Source organism: Neisseria sp. P0006.S004, assembly GCF_051963015.1.
Classification (GTDB): Bacteria; Pseudomonadota; Gammaproteobacteria; order Burkholderiales; family Neisseriaceae; genus Neisseria.
Map to the genome: position 1 here is coordinate 569,369 of NZ_JBQCUS010000001.1, position 17,529 is coordinate 586,897.

Sequence of the window (17,529 nt, forward strand, 5' to 3'; positions counted from 1 at the left end):
TCTTGATTTTTCAGACGGCCTTTTGAGTAAAGGGTAACTGGATAATAAAGTTATACACATAAAATTATAAAAATAAAACTTTATAAAACAACAAGATAATAAAAATTTTTAATTAATGGAGTAAATAGCTATTGAGTTATCCACATTTGCGCTTATATAGGCTCTAACAGAATATATTTGAAGAGGAACTTAAAATGAGATTTGATAAATTAACTGCCAAATTTCAGCAAGCTCTGCAAGAAGGTCAAAGTCTGGCTTTAGCTGCGGACAGCAGCTATCTTGAGGCCGGCTTTATCTTAAAAGCGTTGCTTGACGATCAAAACAGTGGTGCTGCTGCGTTACTGGCTCATGCAGGTGTGAATGTGCCTCAAGTGAAACAACGTTTGCAGCAACATTTGAGCAGCTTGCCAAAAGTATCCGGTCAAGGCGGCGATATTATGCCTAGCCGTGAGCTGCAAGCTGTATTGAACTTGATGGACAAGGCTGCAACCAAACGTGGCGATGCCTATATCGCCAGCGAACTTTTCCTGCTGGCTTTGGTTCAGCAGAATGATGCGACCGGCAAAATTTTGAAAGAAGCCGGTGCGACCGAACAAAATATCAATGCCGCGATCGATGCGGTACGAGGAGGACAAAACGTGAACGATGCGAATGCTGAAGACCAACGCGATGCTTTGAAAAAATACACACTCGACCTGACTCAACGCGCCCGTGACGGTAAGCTCGACCCCGTTATCGGTCGTGATGATGAAATCCGCCGTGCAATTCAGGTATTGCAACGCCGTACCAAAAACAACCCTGTGCTGATTGGTGAGCCGGGTGTAGGTAAAACCGCTATTGTTGAAGGCTTGGCGCAACGCATTGTTAACGGCGAAGTGCCTGAATCCCTGCGTAACAAACGTCTTTTGGTTTTGGACTTGGCGGCTTTGATTGCCGGCGCGAAATACCGCGGCGAATTTGAAGAACGCTTGAAAGGCGTGTTGAACGACTTGGCTAAAGACGATGGCAACACTCTGATTTTCATTGACGAAATCCATACTTTGGTTGGCGCAGGTAAAACCGACGGCGCAATGGATGCAGGCAATATGCTGAAACCGGCTTTAGCGCGTGGCGAATTGCACTGTATCGGTGCGACTACTTTGGACGAATACCGTCAATACATTGAGAAAGACGCGGCACTCGAACGCCGCTTCCAAAAAGTATTGGTTGGCGAGCCAAGTGTGGAAGATACCATCGCTATTTTGCGCGGTTTGCAAGAGCGTTATGAGATCCACCACGGTATCGATATTACCGACCCTGCTATCGTTGCTGCAGCGGAGTTGAGTGACCGTTACATTACCGACCGCTTCCTGCCTGATAAAGCGATTGATTTGATTGACGAAGCTGCCAGCCGCATCAAAATGGAGCTGGACAGCAAACCCGAGCAGATGGACAAACTCGACCGCCGCATCATCCAGCTCAAAATGGAAAAAATGCACGTTGCCAAAGAAAGCGATGACGCCAGCAAAAAACGTTTGGAACTGATAGATGAGGAAATCGACGGCTTGCAAAAAGAATACGCCGATTTGGACGAAATCTGGAAAGCCGAGAAAGCCGCCTCTTCCAGCACTGCCGACATCAAGAAACAGATGGACGACATCAAAGTCAAAATCGAGCAGGCCAAACGCCAAGGCGACTTTGCCCGCGCGTCTGAACTCGAATACGGTGAGTTGCCGAAATTGGGTGCACAGTTGCAAGCTGCGGAAAGTAACCCCGACGGCAAAAAACAAAACAAACTTTTCCGTACCGAAGTTGGTGCGGACGAAGTGGCCGAAATCGTATCGCGTATGACCGGCATCCCTGTGTCCAAAATGATGGAAGGCGAACGCGACAAGCTGCTGAAGATGGAAGAAGTATTGCACCGCCGCGTGGTTGGTCAAGACGAAGCCGTGCGCGCCGTGTCTGACGCCATCCGCCGCAGCCGTTCCGGTTTGGCCGATCCAAACAAACCTTACGGCAGCTTCCTGTTCCTAGGTCCGACCGGTGTGGGTAAAACCGAGTTGTGCAAAGCTTTGGCAGGCTTCCTGTTTGACAGCGAAGATCATCTGATTCGTATCGATATGTCCGAATACATGGAAAAACATGCTGTTGCCCGCTTAATCGGTGCGCCTCCCGGCTATGTTGGTTACGAAGAGGGCGGTTACCTGACTGAGCAAGTCCGCCGCAAACCATACAGCGTGATTCTTTTGGATGAAGTGGAAAAAGCCCATCCGGACGTATTCAACATCTTGCTGCAAGTATTGGATGACGGCCGCTTGACCGACGGACAAGGCCGTACCGTAGACTTCAAAAATACCGTTATCGTGATGACTTCCAATATTGGTAGCCAACATATCCAACAAATGGGTACTCAGGACTACGAAGCGGTGAAAGAAGTTGTGATGGAGGATGTGAAAGAACATTTCCGTCCTGAAATGATTAACCGTATTGACGAAGTCGTCGTGTTCCACGGTTTGGATCAGGCCAATATCCGCAGCATTGCGAAAATCCAGCTTAAAGGTTTGGAAAAACGTTTGGAAGCGCAACATCTGCATCTGAAAGTCGATGATGCTGCCTTGGATCTGATTGCCAAAGCCGGTTTTGATCCTGTGTATGGTGCCCGTCCGCTCAAACGTGCCATCCAGTCAGAAATCGAAAATACGCTGGCAAAAGCATTGCTTGAAGGAAAATATGCACCTGATAGCACAATCCATGTTAAAGAAGAGGGTGGTAAGCTCTTGTTTGCATAAGGTTAAAATAATGTAGTATGTTGTTGTAAAAAGGCCGTCTGAAAGAATTCAGACGGCCTTTCTTAATTATTGATTCATATCATATATTTATTATGTAATTTAATTATTCATTGAATTTTAGAGGATATTAATTGAAAATCTTGTGCCGTGGATTGATAAAGAATGCGATATAATCCGACCTATTTGCCGAAGTTCTTGCTAAATATCTCATCTTATGTAATAATACTACAATGCAAAAACTGACTAATCAAAATCTTCACATTATTTTGTCGGAACGCTTAAATGATACCGACTTTGTTCTTATTCTCAATGCATTAATCAAATTTTTGCGCCGAGGAGGCAAAAAACAGGCTTCCGAACGTTTCGATTTGATTTTATCTACTTTAAAACAAGACGATGCTCTATGTCGTCAATTCAGCCTGCGCTTTTATACTTGGCTGTCCAAAGTTCACATCTATCCTGCGCTGATTAAGCTGGGTATTTTCTCACGTCATAGTTTTACTCGGGAGATGGGCATACGGATTTATGAACGTTTCAGCCCGTCTTATAAAGATTTTTCCAATCTGCGCGAAGTATTTTTATATCTTTTTCATTCGAAAAACGATGATAAATGGTTGCAAACCCTGAGTTTGCGCCAATGGTTGAGTATGTATGAATTGTTGCAGGGTAAGGCGGATCCTGCTTTGCTTCAGACGGCCAGCCGACAGTTGGCAGATGCCCGTTTGCGAGCGGTAGAAATGCTGTCGATTTGGATTGCTTCCGAAGCGATTGAGCCGGATTTAATACGGATTGCCCCCCGTTTGTTGGAGGCAGATTCGGCATTTGTCGCTTTGCAACGTGAAATTGCAAAATTGGTAGAACACTATCGCCATAGCGAAGAAACTTACGATACGGCGCACTTGGAGGTCATGTTTGACCAGTGCGACAAGCAAATTGAGTATCTGCGTCGTCGTGGTACAGGAGCAGGGTCTGGCTCATCAGTGAAAGTGGCGCACTTGCTGGAGCGTTTGCAGCAAACTATCAGCCGTCTGAAACTGTTGACCAATATTCAAATTGAAACCGGCAGCCGCACCCGCCTAACCATCAATCTGATGAATGCGATGATTTACGCGGCGGTAGAGCAATACAGCACCAGCCACTTGCGTAAAAGCAGTATCCGAATGCTGGCGCGCAGTATTACGGAAAACAAAAGCCATCATGGTGAGCATTACATTACGCGCAACCGTAGCGAATATTTCAAAATGTTTTATTCCGCAGCTGGCGGCGGCGTAATTATTGCTTTGATGGCATTGAATAAAATCCATATTGCGTCTTTGGGATTCGGCGAGTTTACGACTTCATTCCTTGCCGGACTTAACTACGGCTTAGGCTTTATGCTGATTCATATGCTGCACTGTACCGTTGCAACCAAGCAGCCCGCCATGACGGCGGCGAGCTTTGCCGAACAGGTGGACTCGAATGAAGGCAGTAAAGCGGTGGATAATAAATTGGCTAAACTGCTGATTGACGTGTGCCGTTCGCAAAGTGTCGCCGTGTTTGGCAATGTATCGATTGCGGTATTGTTGGCGGCAGGGATTGCTTGGGCTTATGCCTACACGCATGGACAGCCTTTATTGAATGAGGCGGTTACAGCCTACCAGCTTAAATCTATTGAGATTTTTACCCAACCGACCTTGTGGTATGCCACTATTGCCGGTGTGTGGTTGTTTTGCTCGGGGATTATTGCCGGCTTCTTTGACAACCGTTCCGATTATCTGAACTTGCGTCAGCGCCTGCCGTTTAATCCGTTTTTACGAAAAATCATGCGTCCGCAGCCACGCCGCCTTCTGGCCGCTTATATTCATAAGCATTACGGCTCGCTTATGGGCAATTTTATTTTCGGTATGCTTTTAGGTATGACCGGCTATTTTGGCCATCTTTTCGGCTTGCCGCTGGATATTCGCCATGTGGCGTTTTCTTCGGCAAATTTGGGTTATGCTGCGATTAGCGGTCATACAGATATATTCACTTTTATGCTTGGCTTGGCAAGTGTATTGGCAATCGGCATGGTGAATCTGGTGGTCAGCTTTTCTTTAGCTTTGGCCGTTGCGCTCCGCTCTCGAGGCACGCGTTTGGGCAGTATGCGTAATCTGCTGAAGAGTTTCTGGAGTCAAGTGAAAGCCAATCCTTTGATTTTGCTGTATCCGGTTCAAGTGAATAACAAAGACAACACGAAGTAAGATTGAAGAAAGGCCGTCTGAATATATATTTTTCAGACGGCCTTTTGATTTAAAAACTATAAAGATTAGGCTTGCAGAGAGGCGCGGTTTTCCAAAACTTGGTCAATCAAACCATATTCTTTAGCTTCATCGGCAGACATATAATTGTCGCGGTCGGTATCGCGTTCCAAGTCGGCCAAATCGCGATCACAATGTTTGGCGAGTAAGCGGTTCAGTTTCTCTTTGATTTTCAGCAGCTCTTTAGCGTGAATTTCAATATCGGAAGCCTGACCGGCCAAGCCGCCGCTGATGAGCGGTTGGTGAATCATGATGCGGCTGTTTGGCAGGGCAAAGCGTTTACCTTTTTCGCCTGCGGATAACAGGAATGCTCCCATACTTGCCGCTTGACCCAAGCATAAGGTAGAAACATGAGGCTTGATGAAGTTCATGGTATCGTAAATCGACATACCGGCAGTAACTGAACCGCCCGGAGAGTTGATATAGAAGAAGATATCTTTATCAGGGTTTTCACTTTCCAAGAACAGTAATTGCGCAACAACCAAGTTGGCAGATTCGTCTGTCACCGGGCCGATCAAGAAAACGATGCGCTCTTTCAAAAGGCGTGAGTAGATGTCGAATGCGCGCTCGCCGCGACCGCTTTGTTCGATAACGGTAGGGACAAGGTAATTATTGAAATCGAAGGACATTTTTGTCTCCTGTTAATGATGGAAAAGCACCAAAGCCATTTAAAGCGCTTCGGTGCTTTTGATTGTCTGTTTCAGACGGCCTTAGAGCAATTAAGCTTGTGCGCCCATTACTTCGTCAAAAGACAGCGCTTTTTCAGTTACTTTAGCTTTGCTCAGAACGAAATCAACAACGTTGCTTTCTACTGCCAAAGAAGTTGGGCCTTGCAGGCGGGAAGGCTCTGCGTAGTACCAGTCGATAACTTCTTGAGGATCTTCGTAGCTTTCAGCGAAGTTGGCAACAACGGCTTTGATTTGGTCTTCAGTTGGCTCAAGTTTGTTTTCTTCAACCAATTTAGCCAAAATCAGACCCAAAGCAACGCGGCGTTCTGCTTGTTCTTTGAACATATCCAAAGGCAGATCCAAGTTGGCAGCGTCAGCCATACCTCGGTTAACGAAGTTTTGTTTCATTTCGTTTGCCAGGCGGGCGGCTTCTTCGTTGACCAAAGCAACAGGAACTTGCAAGTCAGTCGCTTTGAGCAGGGCGTTCATGACAGATTCTTTGGTTTGTTCACCGATGCGGCGCTCAACTTCGCGGCCAACGTTTTTCTTCACTTCTTCACGCATTTTGGCAACGTCGCCGTCTTCAATGCCCAGAGCTTTGGCAAAGTCAGCGTTAACTTCAGGCAAAGTAGCTTCAGAAACGTTGTTCAGAGTGATGGTGAATACGGCAGATTTACCGGCAACATCTTTACCGTGGTAGTCTTCAGGGAAGTTTACGGTAACATCTTTGCTTTCACCGGCTTTCATACCGACAACACCGGCTTCAAATTCAGGCAACATTTGACCTGCGCCCAATACGAAAGCGTAGTTTTTAGACGCGCCGCCGGCGAAAGGCTCGCCGTCGATTTTGCCTTCAAAGTCGATGATGACGCGGTCGCCGTTTTGGGCTTCGCGGTCAACATGGTTGAAGCGGGTGCGTTGTTTGCGCAGGATTTCTACAGTTTGGTCAACTTCGGCATCGCCAACAGTCGCAGTAACTTTTTCTACTTCTTGGGCAGACAGGTCGCCAATAGTTACTTCAGGGAAAACTTCAAAAATAGCGGCAACTTTGAAAGACTCTTGATCGTCTTGTTCTTCAACGGCCTCAAAGCGTGGGTAACCGGCAACTTTCAATTCTTGAGCAACGGCAACATCGTAGAATTCGCGTTGTACCAATTCGTTGATAACGTCGTTTTGTGCGCTTGCGCCGTACATTTGAGCAATCATTTTGAACGGTGCTTTACCCGGACGGAAGCCGTCAACTTTTGCACGGCGTTGGGTTTGTTTCAGTTTTTTCTCAGTTTCTGCGTTGATTTTGGACCAAGGCAGAGACAATACTACTTTGCGTTCCAGATTTTCTAAAGTTTCAACAGTTACGCTCATCGTAAGCCCTTAAATTTGTTGTGTTTAAACGGTTATCCTTCTGCTCAGTATTCCGAAGAATTTCGGAAGCGTGCATAAGGTCAAAATTTAGCTGCTTAGTATAACACAATGTTTCACGAATAACATAAAAAGGCCGTCTGAAAAGTAGGAAATTCTTTTCAGACGGCCTTTGTGTTTCGATATTGTTGTTTTTTACAACTGGTCTTTTTGCGCCAGAATCCGTCGGCTGCCGTTGATGTCTGCAGGAGAGAGAACACCGGCATTTTCAAGCGCATCTATTAAATTGGCGGCACGGTTGTAGCCGATGCGTAATTGGCGTTGCAGGGCAGAAATGGAAGTCTTGCGGCTTTCTAATACGAAGGCAACGGCTTGATCGAATAGCTCATCGCTGTTTGCGTTCGGATTAACAATATTGGTGGTTTCGATGGCTGCTTCGCCACTGAGCAGGCCTTCCACATAATTGGTCGGAGCCTGTTCTTTGACGAAATTGACGACTTGATGTACTTCATCATCGGAAACAAACGCACCTTGCAGGCGTGTCGGTTCTGCGCTGCCCGGTTGCAGGAATAATGAGTCGCCGTATTTGAGCAATTCGTCCGCACCCATTTGGTCAAGAATGGTGCGGCTGTCGATTTTGCTTTGTACGGTAAAGGCCATTCGTGTCGGAATGTTGGCTTTAATCAGGCCGGTAACCACATCGACACTCGGGCGTTGAGTGGCGACAATCATGTGAATGCCTGCAGCACGCGCTTTTTGGGCAAGGCGTGCGATTTGCTGCTCAACGGATTTACGTTCGGTCATCATCAAGTCTGCTAACTCATCGATAACGACCACAATCAACGGCAGTTTTTCCAGAGGCTCAGGATCGTCAGGATTTAAGCTGAACGGGTTGAGCAATGGTTTACCTGCTGCTTTGGCTTGTTCGACTTTTTGGTTGAAACCGTCCAAATTACGCACGCCGGCATGGGAAAGCAGGCGATAACGTTTTTCCATTTCGGCAACACACCAGTTCAACGCTTGTCCGGCTTCGCGCATATCAGTTACGACCGGACAGAGCAGGTGCGGAATGCCGTCGTAAATGCTCAATTCCAGCATTTTCGGGTCAATCATAATGAAGCGGACTTCGTCAGGCGTGGCTTTGAAGAGCATGGACATAATCATGCCGTTCACACCGACGGATTTACCCGAACCGGTCATACCTGCGACCAAAAGATGCGGCATTTTTGCCAAGTCGCCGACAACGGGCGTACCTGCAATATCTTTACCCAAGGCAACGGTCAGTTTGGACTTGGCGTCAGTAAACACGGATGAAGAGAGGATTTCGCTCAACATGACGTCTTGGCGTTTCTCATTGGGTAATTCAATGCCCATGGTGTTTTTACCGGCAATGGTTTCTACGATACGTACTGCTTGCAGAGACATCGAGCGCGCCAAATCTTTGGATAGCGCGACAATTTGGCTGCCTTTGACACCTTGTGCCGGTTCGATTTCGTAGCGGGTAATCACGGGGCCGGAAGTAGCGGAAACAACCTGTACGCCGATGCCGAATTCAGCCAGCTTGGCTTCGATTAATTCTGCGGTCTGTTGCAATTCATCCGGATTGACGGCAACCGGTTCTTCAGACGGCATACGCAACAGGTTCATGTTGGGTTTGTGGTACTCGCCATTGTTTTTAGGTTCAGTATCGTCAAATAGGGAAGTTTGGATTTTAGGGGGCGGCGCAACGGATACGGCAACGGTTTTACGGTTGCTGCTGCTGCCTGCCAACGGAGCAACCGGAGTGGCGGTAATGGTTTTGGCTTCTTTAACCATGCGGCGCGTATTTTGGGTTTCCAAAGCTTCGGCGCTGACATCTTCTTTTTTATTTTGATATTGAGACAGTTTTTTCATCAAGCTGCCAAACAGGTCGCCCACATGGCTGCCGGATTTGGCCATGACTTCCAACCATGACACCTGAGCCAGCAGGGAAATGGACAACAGCAACATCACCAGCATAATCAACAGGCTGCCCGACTTGCCCAACAACCAAGCCAAGCCTGAACCCGCTAACAAGCCGACCAAGCCGCCTGCACCGACGGGAAGGGATTCGCTTAATGCGTTGTCAAACAGGAAGTGTTCGATAATCGGGCTGCACACCAGTAGGAGGAATAATGCCAAAGCGGCTACGCCGTGATTGTAGGGCTTGTGGTTTTCCTGCTTTTTCATGGGGCGGAAGTTTTTGTAGAGGAAAACGCAAGAGGCGACGATCCACCACCAAAATGACAGGCCGAACAAATAATACCCGACATCGGAAAGATAGGAACCAAAAAGGCCGCCGAGGTTGGCAACATCATGGCTTTGGGGAACGCTGCGCGACCATGCAGGGTCGTCCATGCTGAAGCTGGCCAGGGAAATAGCCAGATAAATGGTGATAACCAAGCCAAACAGCCATAAAGCATCATTAATCAAGTTGACGACATGCTCGGGGCGCGCTTTTTTTTCTTCGTTTCTTTGCAGCTCTTTGGCGGCCTTGAGGCGTTGGGAGACTTTATTGTCGGCTTGAGTTTGTGCTTTGGTGGATTTGCGTGTGGTCGGTTTGGCTGCCGGTTTGGTAGAGACGCGTTTTTTTGTTTGGGTTTTAGAAGATTTTGCAGTCATGAGATAAAGGCCGTCTGAAAAGACCGGAGGTAATGTGCGTAAAGGGCAAATTATACCGTATTTACTAGGCACAAGAAATTGAAACGGGCGTAATCATTATAGGATTCAGGCCGTCTGTTTGGCGTGACGAAAATTTTGGATTTCGTTTCCACCTGTTCAGACGGCCTGATGTTTTGATTGATTTGGACTTACATTCTGCCCAGTTCGCGTTGGAGGGCTTGAATATTTTTCTCCCTATCCAAAACCGCACCTTGCAACGTACTGATGGCCTGTTGATTGACGCTGCCGCCTTTGGCTGTCCGCGCTTGGCTCAGTTGCTTTTTGGCATCGGCCAAAGCCGCGCGTTCATTGGATAACTCGGTTTCCAAAATAGAGCGGCGGCTGTTGACGCCGGAGGACTTGGGAACCGGAGGAGGAGCCGTTTCAGAAGCGGTACGGACAGGGGCAGGTTTGGGCGTTGCCTTATGGTAGGATTTTGCCGCTGTATTTTTACTTTTTGCCGGAGCCGTTTGTGATGTCGGTGCGTTGAGTGTAGGCGCATCGCTAACCGGGGCGTCGTATCGGCTGCTGCTGTATTTGCCGACAATCGGCAAATCGTTGACGGCCTGGCAGTTACCGCTTGGACGCGAGGTATAGACAATTGAGCCGTTGACTTCACAGGTGTAGATTTTTGCGGCGTGGGCTTGGCTGTTGAAAACGGCAAGCGGCAGCAGGGATAGGGTAAGCAGATATTTTTTCATGATTCAGGTAGGGCTGATTCGTTGCAGTTGAGCATTTTATTCTTGTTCAGACGGCATGGGCTGCTGTTTTTTAGCTTTTGTACCGTTTTTGTTTTTGCTCGGTTTGTCGGCTTTTTTCTCTTGTTTATCGGATTTTCCCGCGCGTGCCTTTTTCTTAGGCTTTGCACTTGCGCGTTCATCAGAGGCATTGAGACTGCGGATGTTGAGGTGGTAACCGCTGCCTTGATGGCCGCTGATTTTAGGCAATTGTGCCTGTGCGCAGGAGGAGTTGGGTTCGGAAGTATAGCTGCCGTTGCCGCAGGAATAAACTGCGGCGGCTGCGTGAAGAGAAATGCCCAAGACGAAAGAGGATACGAGGAAGTATCCGGCTTGTTTGATGGTTGAAGTCATGTTTTTCCGTATTGTGTTTTATTTCAGACGGCCTGATGGCTCTATTTTTATTGGGAAAACTCGGCTTCGACATCAACTTGGATTTGCTCAAGCTCTTCCTGCCATTGCAGCCAGTTTTCTTCCAGTTGCGTTAATTTTACTTTAGTTTCTGTTAATTGTGCGAGTGTCTCTTGCAATTTGGGTTTATTTTCTTCTGAATAAGCAGATTCTTGTGCCAAAAATGCTTCACAGGCCGTCTGAATATCAGTCAATTGTGCGATTTCTTTTTCGGCTTTGTCGATCTTCTGCTGAATCGGTTTGCTGCGTTTGGCTTTTTCCTGACGGATTTGTGCTTCTATGCGCTTGGTATCCTTACGGCTTTGGCTTTGTGCAGAAGCGGCGGGGGCTGCTGCGGCGTTTTCTTGTGCCAATCGCCATTGACGGTAGTCGTTCAAATCGCCGTCGAAGTTGTTTAGACGGCCTTTATCAATCAATAGGAAGCTATCGGTAGTCGCTTCAAGCAGGCTGCGGTCGTGCGAAACGACAATCAATGCGCCTTGGAAACTTTGCAGGGCAAGTGTCAGGGCGTGGCGCATATCCAAGTCTAGGTGGTTGGTCGGTTCGTCAAGCAGCAGCAGATTAGGTTTTTGCCAGATAATCATGGCAAGGGCGAGCCGCGCTTTTTCCCCACCGGAGAACGGCTCGGTCTTTTGAACCGCCATATCGCCGACAAAGTTGAAACCGCCTAAAAAGTTACGGATTTCCTGTTCGCGGACTTCGGGCGAAAGCTGCTGGATATGCCAAACCGGACTTTGGTCGGCGCGTAAGGTATCCAGTTGATGTTGGGCAAAATAGCCGATATTGAGCTTTTCGGAGCGGACGATATTGCCGGAAAGTAAATCGATTTTTCCTGCCAATGCTTTGATAAATGTGGATTTACCGCTACCGTTAACGCCCAGCAGGCCGTAACGTGCGCCGCTTTCCAGAGACAAGGTGATATCGTGCAAAACGATATTGTCGCCATAGCCCAAATCGGCATGGTCGAGTTTCAATAATGGATTGGGCAGGTGGGTCGGATTGGCAAACTCAAAGGAAAATTCGCTATCCAAATGCGCAGGGGCGATGCGCTCGAGTTTGGCTAATGCCTTCATGCGGCTTTGGGCTTGTACGGCCTTTGTGGCTTTGGCTTTGAAACGGTCGATAAAGGATTGCAGATGTTTGATTTGTGCCTGCTGTTTGACGTAGGCGGCTTGTTGTTGCGCCAGACGTTGGGCGCGTTCGGCTTGGTAGAAATCGTAATTGCCGCCGTATTGGGTCAGTTTTTGTTGCGACAGCTCGATGGTGTGCGTTGTGGTGGCATTCAAGAAGTCGCGGTCATGGGAGATGATGATTTGCGTACAGGGTAGGGAAGCGAGATGGTTTTCCAGCCACAATACGGTTTCTAAATCCAAGTGGTTGGTCGGTTCGTCCAAAAGCAGCAAATCTGCACGACAAATCAGCGCTTGGGCGAGGTTGAGGCGCATACGCCAGCCACCGGAAAAGGATTTGACGGGGCGCGTATGTTCTTCTTGCGCAAAACCTAAGCCGTTAAGCAGCTTGGCAGCGCGTGCCGGCGCGGTATAGGCATCGATTTCTTCAAGTTTGGCGTGATATTCGGCTTGCTTCATGCCGTCGTTTTGCGCTTCTGCTTGAGCCAAGGCCGTCTGAAAAGCCTGCAATTCGGCATCACCTTGCAAAACGTAGTCTAAAGCGGAAATATCTAAATCGGGCGTTTCTTGAGAGACGGAAGCCAGACGCCATGTTTTGGGAATCAGGATTTCGCCGCCATCTTGCGTGATTTCACCTTTTATCAGCGCAAACAGGCTGGATTTTCCCGTACCGTTTTTACCGATTAAACCAACGCGTTGGCCGGGGTTGATTACGGCATCGGCTTTATCGAGCAGGACTTTCAAACCGCGTTGTAAGGTGAGTTTTTTAATTTCTATCATGATGGCAGGCAAGGGGGTAAGTAAAACGAAAGGCGTTATTTTACCTGAAAAGATATATAAAAGGCCGTCTGAACAAGTATGAAAACGAAATCAACGATTTCTATTTCACTTATTCAGACGGCCTTTATGAAATGACAGTCGGAAATGCTTTCAAATTGTCTGTCGTTTCAATTAAATTTGAAGATCGGCATTGTCCGCACGGATTTGGCGCAGGAATTTTTGTGTCCGCTCATGTTTGGGATGATTGAACAAATCTTGCGGGCTGCCTTGTTCGACAATAACGCCGCCATCCATCACGACGACGGTGGTTGCCACTTCCAAGGCAAATTTGATTTCATGCGTAACGACAACCATGGTCCAGCCTTCTTGTGCCAACTCCTTCATGGTATCCAAAACATCTTGCACCAATTCAGGGTCAAGCGCGGAAGTCGGTTCGTCAAACAGCATCAATTCAGGCTGAATTGCCAATGCTCGGGCAATGCCGACGCGCTGCTGTTGACCGCCGGAAAGCTGGTAGGGGTAGAGGTCAATCTTATCGCCCAAACCGACTTTTTTAAGCAATTTGACAGCCTCTTCACGCGCTTTGGCGACAGGCTTGCCTTGTACGGCAACCGGCCCTTCCATAACGTTTTCCAACGCAGTTTTGTGCGGAAAGAGATTGTATTGTTGGAACACCATGCCGGACTTGCGGCGCAGTGCCAAAATATCGTGTTTGCTTGGTTTTTTGGAAAAATCGATGCTTAACGGCTGCGCATTGTCAAACTCGATCTGACCTTGTTCTGGCATTTCCAAAGCATTTAAACAGCGTAAAAACGTGGTTTTGCCTGAGCCGGAAGGGCCTAAGATGACAACCACTTGTCCTTTGCCGACATCCAAATCGATGCCGCGCAAAATGGTATTTTCGCCAAAGGTCTTATGGATATTGCGGATTTTAATCATGACAACTCCTTATTTGGCAACATAGCGGTCGAAACGTTTTTCCAAACGCGCCTGAATCAGAAACAGCACTTTGCAGAAACACCAATAAACCAATGCGGCTTCGATATAAACGGGTAAAAAGTCATAAGTACGGTTTGCTGTCTCTTGGGCAACACGGAAAAGCTCGGTTACCGTTACCACTGCGGCAAGCGAGGTGTTTTTGAACAAGCCGATAAACTCGTTGCTTAAAGGCGGTACGGCAACGCGGAATGCCTGTGGCGCGACAATGCGGCGGAAAGTCTGCATATAGGTCATGCCGATGGAGAAACCTGCTTCCCATTGGCCTTTAGGTACGGACAAAATTGCCGCGCGTATGGTTTCGGAAGCGTATGCGCCAACATTGAGCGAGAAGCCGATGATGGCGGCAGGAATCGGGTCGATATAGATGCCGACGGAAGGTAAACCGTAGAATACGATGACCAACTGTACCAAAAGCGGCGTACCGCGAATGACGGAAATATAAAATTCCACCAGCTTCAGCAAGCATTTTTGGAAAATGCCACCGGAGGGCATGATTCTTACCAAAGCAACGGCTACGGCAATAATCATGCCGATAACGAAAGAAGCGATCGCCAAAGGCAAAGACACTGCGAAGCCGGCTTTAACCATGGGCCAAAACGCGCTGATGAGCATATCAGCGCGTGTTTCCGTCATAAACGGCAGAGAAGCAAGGAAATTATTTAACACTGATGTCTTTTCCGAAGAATTGTTCGCCCAGTTTTTTCAGCGTGCCGTCGGCTTTCAGCTCAGTCATGGCAGTACTGAATTTAGCCAATGCTTCATCATTGCCTTTATTGACAATCAGGCCTGAGCCGACTTTTTCGTCAGCAGGGGCAGACCAAACGATTTGTACGCCGGCATTTGGGTTTTTCTTCAGGTAGTCCAATACCGCCAATTCGTCGTTCAGGGTTGCGTCGGCACGTTTTTGTTCAATCAGGGTCAGAGATTGCGCCAAGCCATCCACCGGTACGAGTTCAGCTCCTGCTGCTTTGGCTTTTTCGCCATAGTTGCTGGTCAGGGATTGTGCGGTTTTTACGCCTTTGATGTCGTCGATGGATTTGATATTGCTGTCTTTACGCGCGACTAAAACAGCACCGCTCCAGCTGTAAGGCTCGGATTTGTCAAAAGTTGCTTGACGTTCAGGGCTGGTCAGGCCGACTTGGTTGGCAACCACGTCGAAACGGCCGGCTTTCAAACCTGCCATCATGGAGTCCCATTGTGTTTCTTTAAATTCGACTTTTACGCCCAGTTTGTCGGCAACGGCGCGGGTAACTTCGACATCGTAGCCGGTCAATTTGCCGTCTTTGTCGTGGTAGGTGAAGGGTGCGTAAGTGCCCTCTGTGCCGACAGTGATGGTACCTTTGTTGTTGATACGCTCAATCAGTGAGCCGGAGGCCGCGCTGGATTGGGCCGGTGCAGAAGAAGCTGAGTTGCTGCCTTCGCCGCCACAGGCAGCCAAAACTACTGCAGCGATGGTGCCGAGTACGAATTTTTTCAACATGGATTTTTACTCCTGATTTTTAGTGTGTCATCTGGTATTAAAGCATGCATTCTAAGCGAAACTGCCCAAAATACAAAATACATCTTAGTTTCTTAAAAGGCCGTCTGAACGCTGATTTGTTCAGACGGCCTTGAGTGGTGTATCAAAATTTCGGCTTATGCAATTTCAAGCCACATGACTTGATAGGGTTGCAGTACCAAATCCTGATTCAGGGAAACGGTTTGACCGCTGATCAAATCGTGCGCTTTAAACGGCATGGCTTGCAGCGTATGCGCGCTGATGGTTTGCGGATGTTCGCTGAAGTTGCCGAATGCCAACAGCGCGTTGTTGCGCATATAGCCGATGATGTGTTTGTTGTTGGTATTGAAGGTAACCAACTTGCCGCCGTCAAAGCGCGGATTGTTTTGGCGGATGGCAATCATATGGCGCAAACCTTGGAAGATTTGACCGGCAGTGGTCGAGCTGTCATGGCGTTGGTTGTACAACTCCTCATTATAACGAGGACGGTGTGCCCAGCGGCTGTCGTCGCTCTTATTACTGTCTTGCGACCAGTCGTCATCATTGAGCGTACCGACTTCGTCGCCCAAGTAAATCAGCGGCAGACCGCCGGTACTCAGGGCGATGCTGTACAAAAGTTTGATGCGGTCAACGGCATACGGGTCATTTTGAGCCAAACCGACCAATGCTGCGGCTGTACCGCTGACACGGCAGTCGCCAGTGTTGGGGTTGTATTGGAAGGGGACGCCGCGCGCGAAGCTGCCATCAAAATGGTTGACGAAGAAACGGTTGAGGAATTGTCGGTGGTCGTAGCCGTGGATGCCGAACTGCCATGCGTCCTCATCGGCAAATGTCCAGCCGATGTCGTCATGGCTGCGGACGTAGTTAACCCATGCAGTGTGGTCGGGCAGGTTGTGGTGGTAGGTCAGTGCCTGATGGAGTAGGTTAACTTCGCGCGTGGCAAGCGTGTTCCACAACAATGCCATTTGTAGAGGGTTGTAGCCGATTTGGCATTCATCTTGGCTGATGTATTGGACAACTTGGTCAGGATGGACGATGGCTTCGGATTTGAAGAACACGGCCGGGGCGGCAATACGCATTACGGAGTTAAACGCACGAATCAGAGCGTGTGCCTGAGGCAGGTTTTCGCAGCTTGTGCCCATTTGCTTCCAAATAAAGGCAACGGCATCCATGCGCAGAATATCAACGCCCAAATTGGCAAGGAACATCATTTCGCCTGCCATAGCGCGGAATACCCAAGGATTACTGTAATTCAAGTCCCATTGGAAGGAATTGAACGTTGTCCATACCCAGCGGCCGTCTTCCAATTGCGAGAAACCGCCCGGATGTTGGTCGGGGAAGATTTCACGCAGGGTGCGGTCGTATTGGTCGGGCATCCAGCGGTCAGGGAAAATATAGTAGAAGTTGTCGTAGAGTGGATCGCCGGCAGCGCAGCGTTTTGCCCATTCGTGTTCGTTGGAAGTGTGGTTGAAGATGAAATCGACAACGGCGGAAATGCCTGCTTCGTGCAAGGCGGCAATGACATCGCGCAAGTCGTCTATTGTACCCAGTGCTGGATTGACATCGCGGTAGCTGCTGACCGCATAGCCGCCGTCGCTTTTGCCTTCAGGGCATTTAAACAGGGGCATCAGGTGTAGATAGGTCAGGCCCAATTCTTGGAAATAAGGGATTTTGGCTTTCAACCCTTGCAGATCGCCTGCGAACAAATCGACGTAGCACACGCCGCCAACCTGTTTGTTGGACAAAATCCAGTCAGGATCGTTTTCTCGCGCGATATCAATATCTTTTAAAGATGCGTTGCGTTGGGAATAGCTTTGCCATGCTTGGGCAATCAGTTGCTCCAGCATAGGGAGGACGGCTTCGTTGTTGTTGTATACGTTGTCCAGCTCGTGCATCAGTTTTGGGAAGTGTTCCTCAAGTCGTCTGTCAAACTGTTTCCAGTCTTCAGATGTCTCGATGCTTGCACGCTGTTCGGGGGTATAAATCGATAGGGTGCGTTCTTTAAGGTGATGCAAGGTCAAATCAACCTGTTGAGTCTGGGTCAACATAATGCCTACTCCGAAATTAAGGTGAAATTGTTTTGAAGCTTGGTTTCACTTCTTTTACAAATCCATGCCGATTGTGGGCGGCTAAGACTGTAATTTTGCGTCAAGAGACTGTCTCAATGATACTGGAAGTGCTTGAGTGTGCATAGAGTTTTCAAGGTTAAGAAGGATGATTTTTC

At 48.3% G+C, this 17,529-nt stretch carries 11 protein-coding genes and 1 pseudogene; 2 read left to right on the forward strand and 10 right to left on the reverse strand.

All coding sequences use genetic code 11. The annotated features are described in order from the left end of the window. The first annotated feature begins 194 nt into the window (after positions 1 to 194). Positions 195 to 2,768: an ATP-dependent chaperone ClpB gene (gene clpB / locus ACTHR2_RS02730; RefSeq protein ID WP_108699942.1), complete on the forward strand. Its 2,574-nt coding sequence runs from the start codon at positions 195 to 197 to the stop codon at positions 2,766 to 2,768. Between the two features lie 230 nt (positions 2,769 to 2,998). Beyond that, positions 2,999 to 4,987 (forward strand): recombinase, encoded by a 1,989-nt coding sequence (locus tag ACTHR2_RS02735; protein WP_315039346.1) that lies wholly within the window; start codon positions 2,999 to 3,001, stop codon positions 4,985 to 4,987. Between the two features lie 65 nt (positions 4,988 to 5,052). Here the strand turns inward: ACTHR2_RS02735 and clpP are convergent, their stop codons facing one another. The 10 genes and pseudogenes from clpP to ACTHR2_RS02785 form a co-directional block, all read right to left on the reverse strand. Beyond that, positions 5,053 to 5,673 (reverse strand): ATP-dependent Clp endopeptidase proteolytic subunit ClpP, encoded by a 621-nt coding sequence (gene clpP / locus ACTHR2_RS02740; RefSeq protein WP_003683589.1) that lies wholly within the window; start codon positions 5,671 to 5,673, stop codon positions 5,053 to 5,055. Positions 5,674 to 5,763: 90 nt separating this feature from the next. Continuing rightward, a complete protein-coding gene (gene tig, locus ACTHR2_RS02745) occupies positions 5,764 to 7,074 on the reverse strand; it encodes a trigger factor (protein WP_263336110.1) in 1,311 nt (436 codons plus the stop codon). Positions 7,075 to 7,266: 192 nt separating this feature from the next. After that, positions 7,267 to 9,606, reverse strand: a pseudogene (locus tag ACTHR2_RS02750) (DNA translocase FtsK); the annotation flags it as partial. A gap of 293 nt (positions 9,607 to 9,899) precedes the next feature. After that, positions 9,900 to 10,451 carry a hypothetical protein gene (locus tag ACTHR2_RS02755; protein WP_263336117.1) on the reverse strand — a complete coding sequence of 184 codons (552 nt, stop codon included), beginning with the start codon at positions 10,449 to 10,451 and terminating at the stop codon, positions 9,900 to 9,902. Positions 10,452 to 10,487: 36 nt separating this feature from the next. Continuing rightward, positions 10,488 to 10,841, reverse strand: a complete 354-nt coding sequence (locus ACTHR2_RS02760; RefSeq protein ID WP_263336119.1) for a nucleolar protein — start codon at positions 10,839 to 10,841, stop codon at positions 10,488 to 10,490. A gap of 47 nt (positions 10,842 to 10,888) precedes the next feature. After that, positions 10,889 to 12,808: an ATP-binding cassette domain-containing protein gene (locus tag ACTHR2_RS02765; RefSeq protein WP_263336122.1), complete on the reverse strand. Its 1,920-nt coding sequence runs from the start codon at positions 12,806 to 12,808 to the stop codon at positions 10,889 to 10,891. Between the two features lie 171 nt (positions 12,809 to 12,979). Beyond that, positions 12,980 to 13,747 (reverse strand): amino acid ABC transporter ATP-binding protein, encoded by a 768-nt coding sequence (locus tag ACTHR2_RS02770; RefSeq protein WP_004520600.1) that lies wholly within the window; start codon positions 13,745 to 13,747, stop codon positions 12,980 to 12,982. A 9-nt stretch (positions 13,748 to 13,756) separates the two neighbouring features. Next, positions 13,757 to 14,473, reverse strand: a complete 717-nt coding sequence (locus ACTHR2_RS02775) for an amino acid ABC transporter permease (protein WP_049336124.1) — start codon at positions 14,471 to 14,473, stop codon at positions 13,757 to 13,759. After that, the gene (locus ACTHR2_RS02780) at positions 14,463 to 15,287 is read right to left on the reverse strand and encodes an amino acid ABC transporter substrate-binding protein (protein ID WP_049344811.1); all 825 of its coding nucleotides are present in this window, start codon (positions 15,285 to 15,287) and stop codon (positions 14,463 to 14,465) included. The genes ACTHR2_RS02775 and ACTHR2_RS02780 overlap by 11 nt, the downstream gene beginning before the upstream one ends. Positions 15,288 to 15,442: 155 nt before the next feature. Beyond that, positions 15,443 to 17,353 carry an alpha-amylase family protein gene (locus ACTHR2_RS02785; protein WP_440375327.1) on the reverse strand — a complete coding sequence of 637 codons (1,911 nt, stop codon included), beginning with the start codon at positions 17,351 to 17,353 and terminating at the stop codon, positions 15,443 to 15,445. Positions 17,354 to 17,529: the final 176 nt, after the last annotated feature.

Excerpts from the sequence above, each read along its gene's own strand:
- clpB (WP_108699942.1), top strand. The coding sequence starts at position 195 with ATGAGATTTGATAAATTAACTGCCAAATTTCAGCAAGCTCTGCAAGAA.
- ACTHR2_RS02735 (WP_315039346.1), top strand. The coding sequence starts at position 2,999 with ATGCAAAAACTGACTAATCAAAATCTTCACATTATTTTGTCGGAACGC.
- clpP (WP_003683589.1), bottom strand. The coding sequence starts at position 5,673 with ATGTCCTTCGATTTCAATAATTACCTTGTCCCTACCGTTATCGAACAA.
- tig (WP_263336110.1), bottom strand. The coding sequence starts at position 7,074 with ATGAGCGTAACTGTTGAAACTTTAGAAAATCTGGAACGCAAAGTAGTA.
- ACTHR2_RS02755 (WP_263336117.1), bottom strand. The coding sequence starts at position 10,451 with ATGAAAAAATATCTGCTTACCCTATCCCTGCTGCCGCTTGCCGTTTTC.
- ACTHR2_RS02760 (WP_263336119.1), bottom strand. The coding sequence starts at position 10,841 with ATGACTTCAACCATCAAACAAGCCGGATACTTCCTCGTATCCTCTTTC.
- ACTHR2_RS02765 (WP_263336122.1), bottom strand. The coding sequence starts at position 12,808 with ATGATAGAAATTAAAAAACTCACCTTACAACGCGGTTTGAAAGTCCTG.
- ACTHR2_RS02770 (WP_004520600.1), bottom strand. The coding sequence starts at position 13,747 with ATGATTAAAATCCGCAATATCCATAAGACCTTTGGCGAAAATACCATT.
- ACTHR2_RS02780 (WP_049344811.1), bottom strand. The coding sequence starts at position 15,287 with ATGTTGAAAAAATTCGTACTCGGCACCATCGCTGCAGTAGTTTTGGCT.
- ACTHR2_RS02785 (WP_440375327.1), bottom strand. The coding sequence starts at position 17,353 with ATGTTGACCCAGACTCAACAGGTTGATTTGACCTTGCATCACCTTAAA.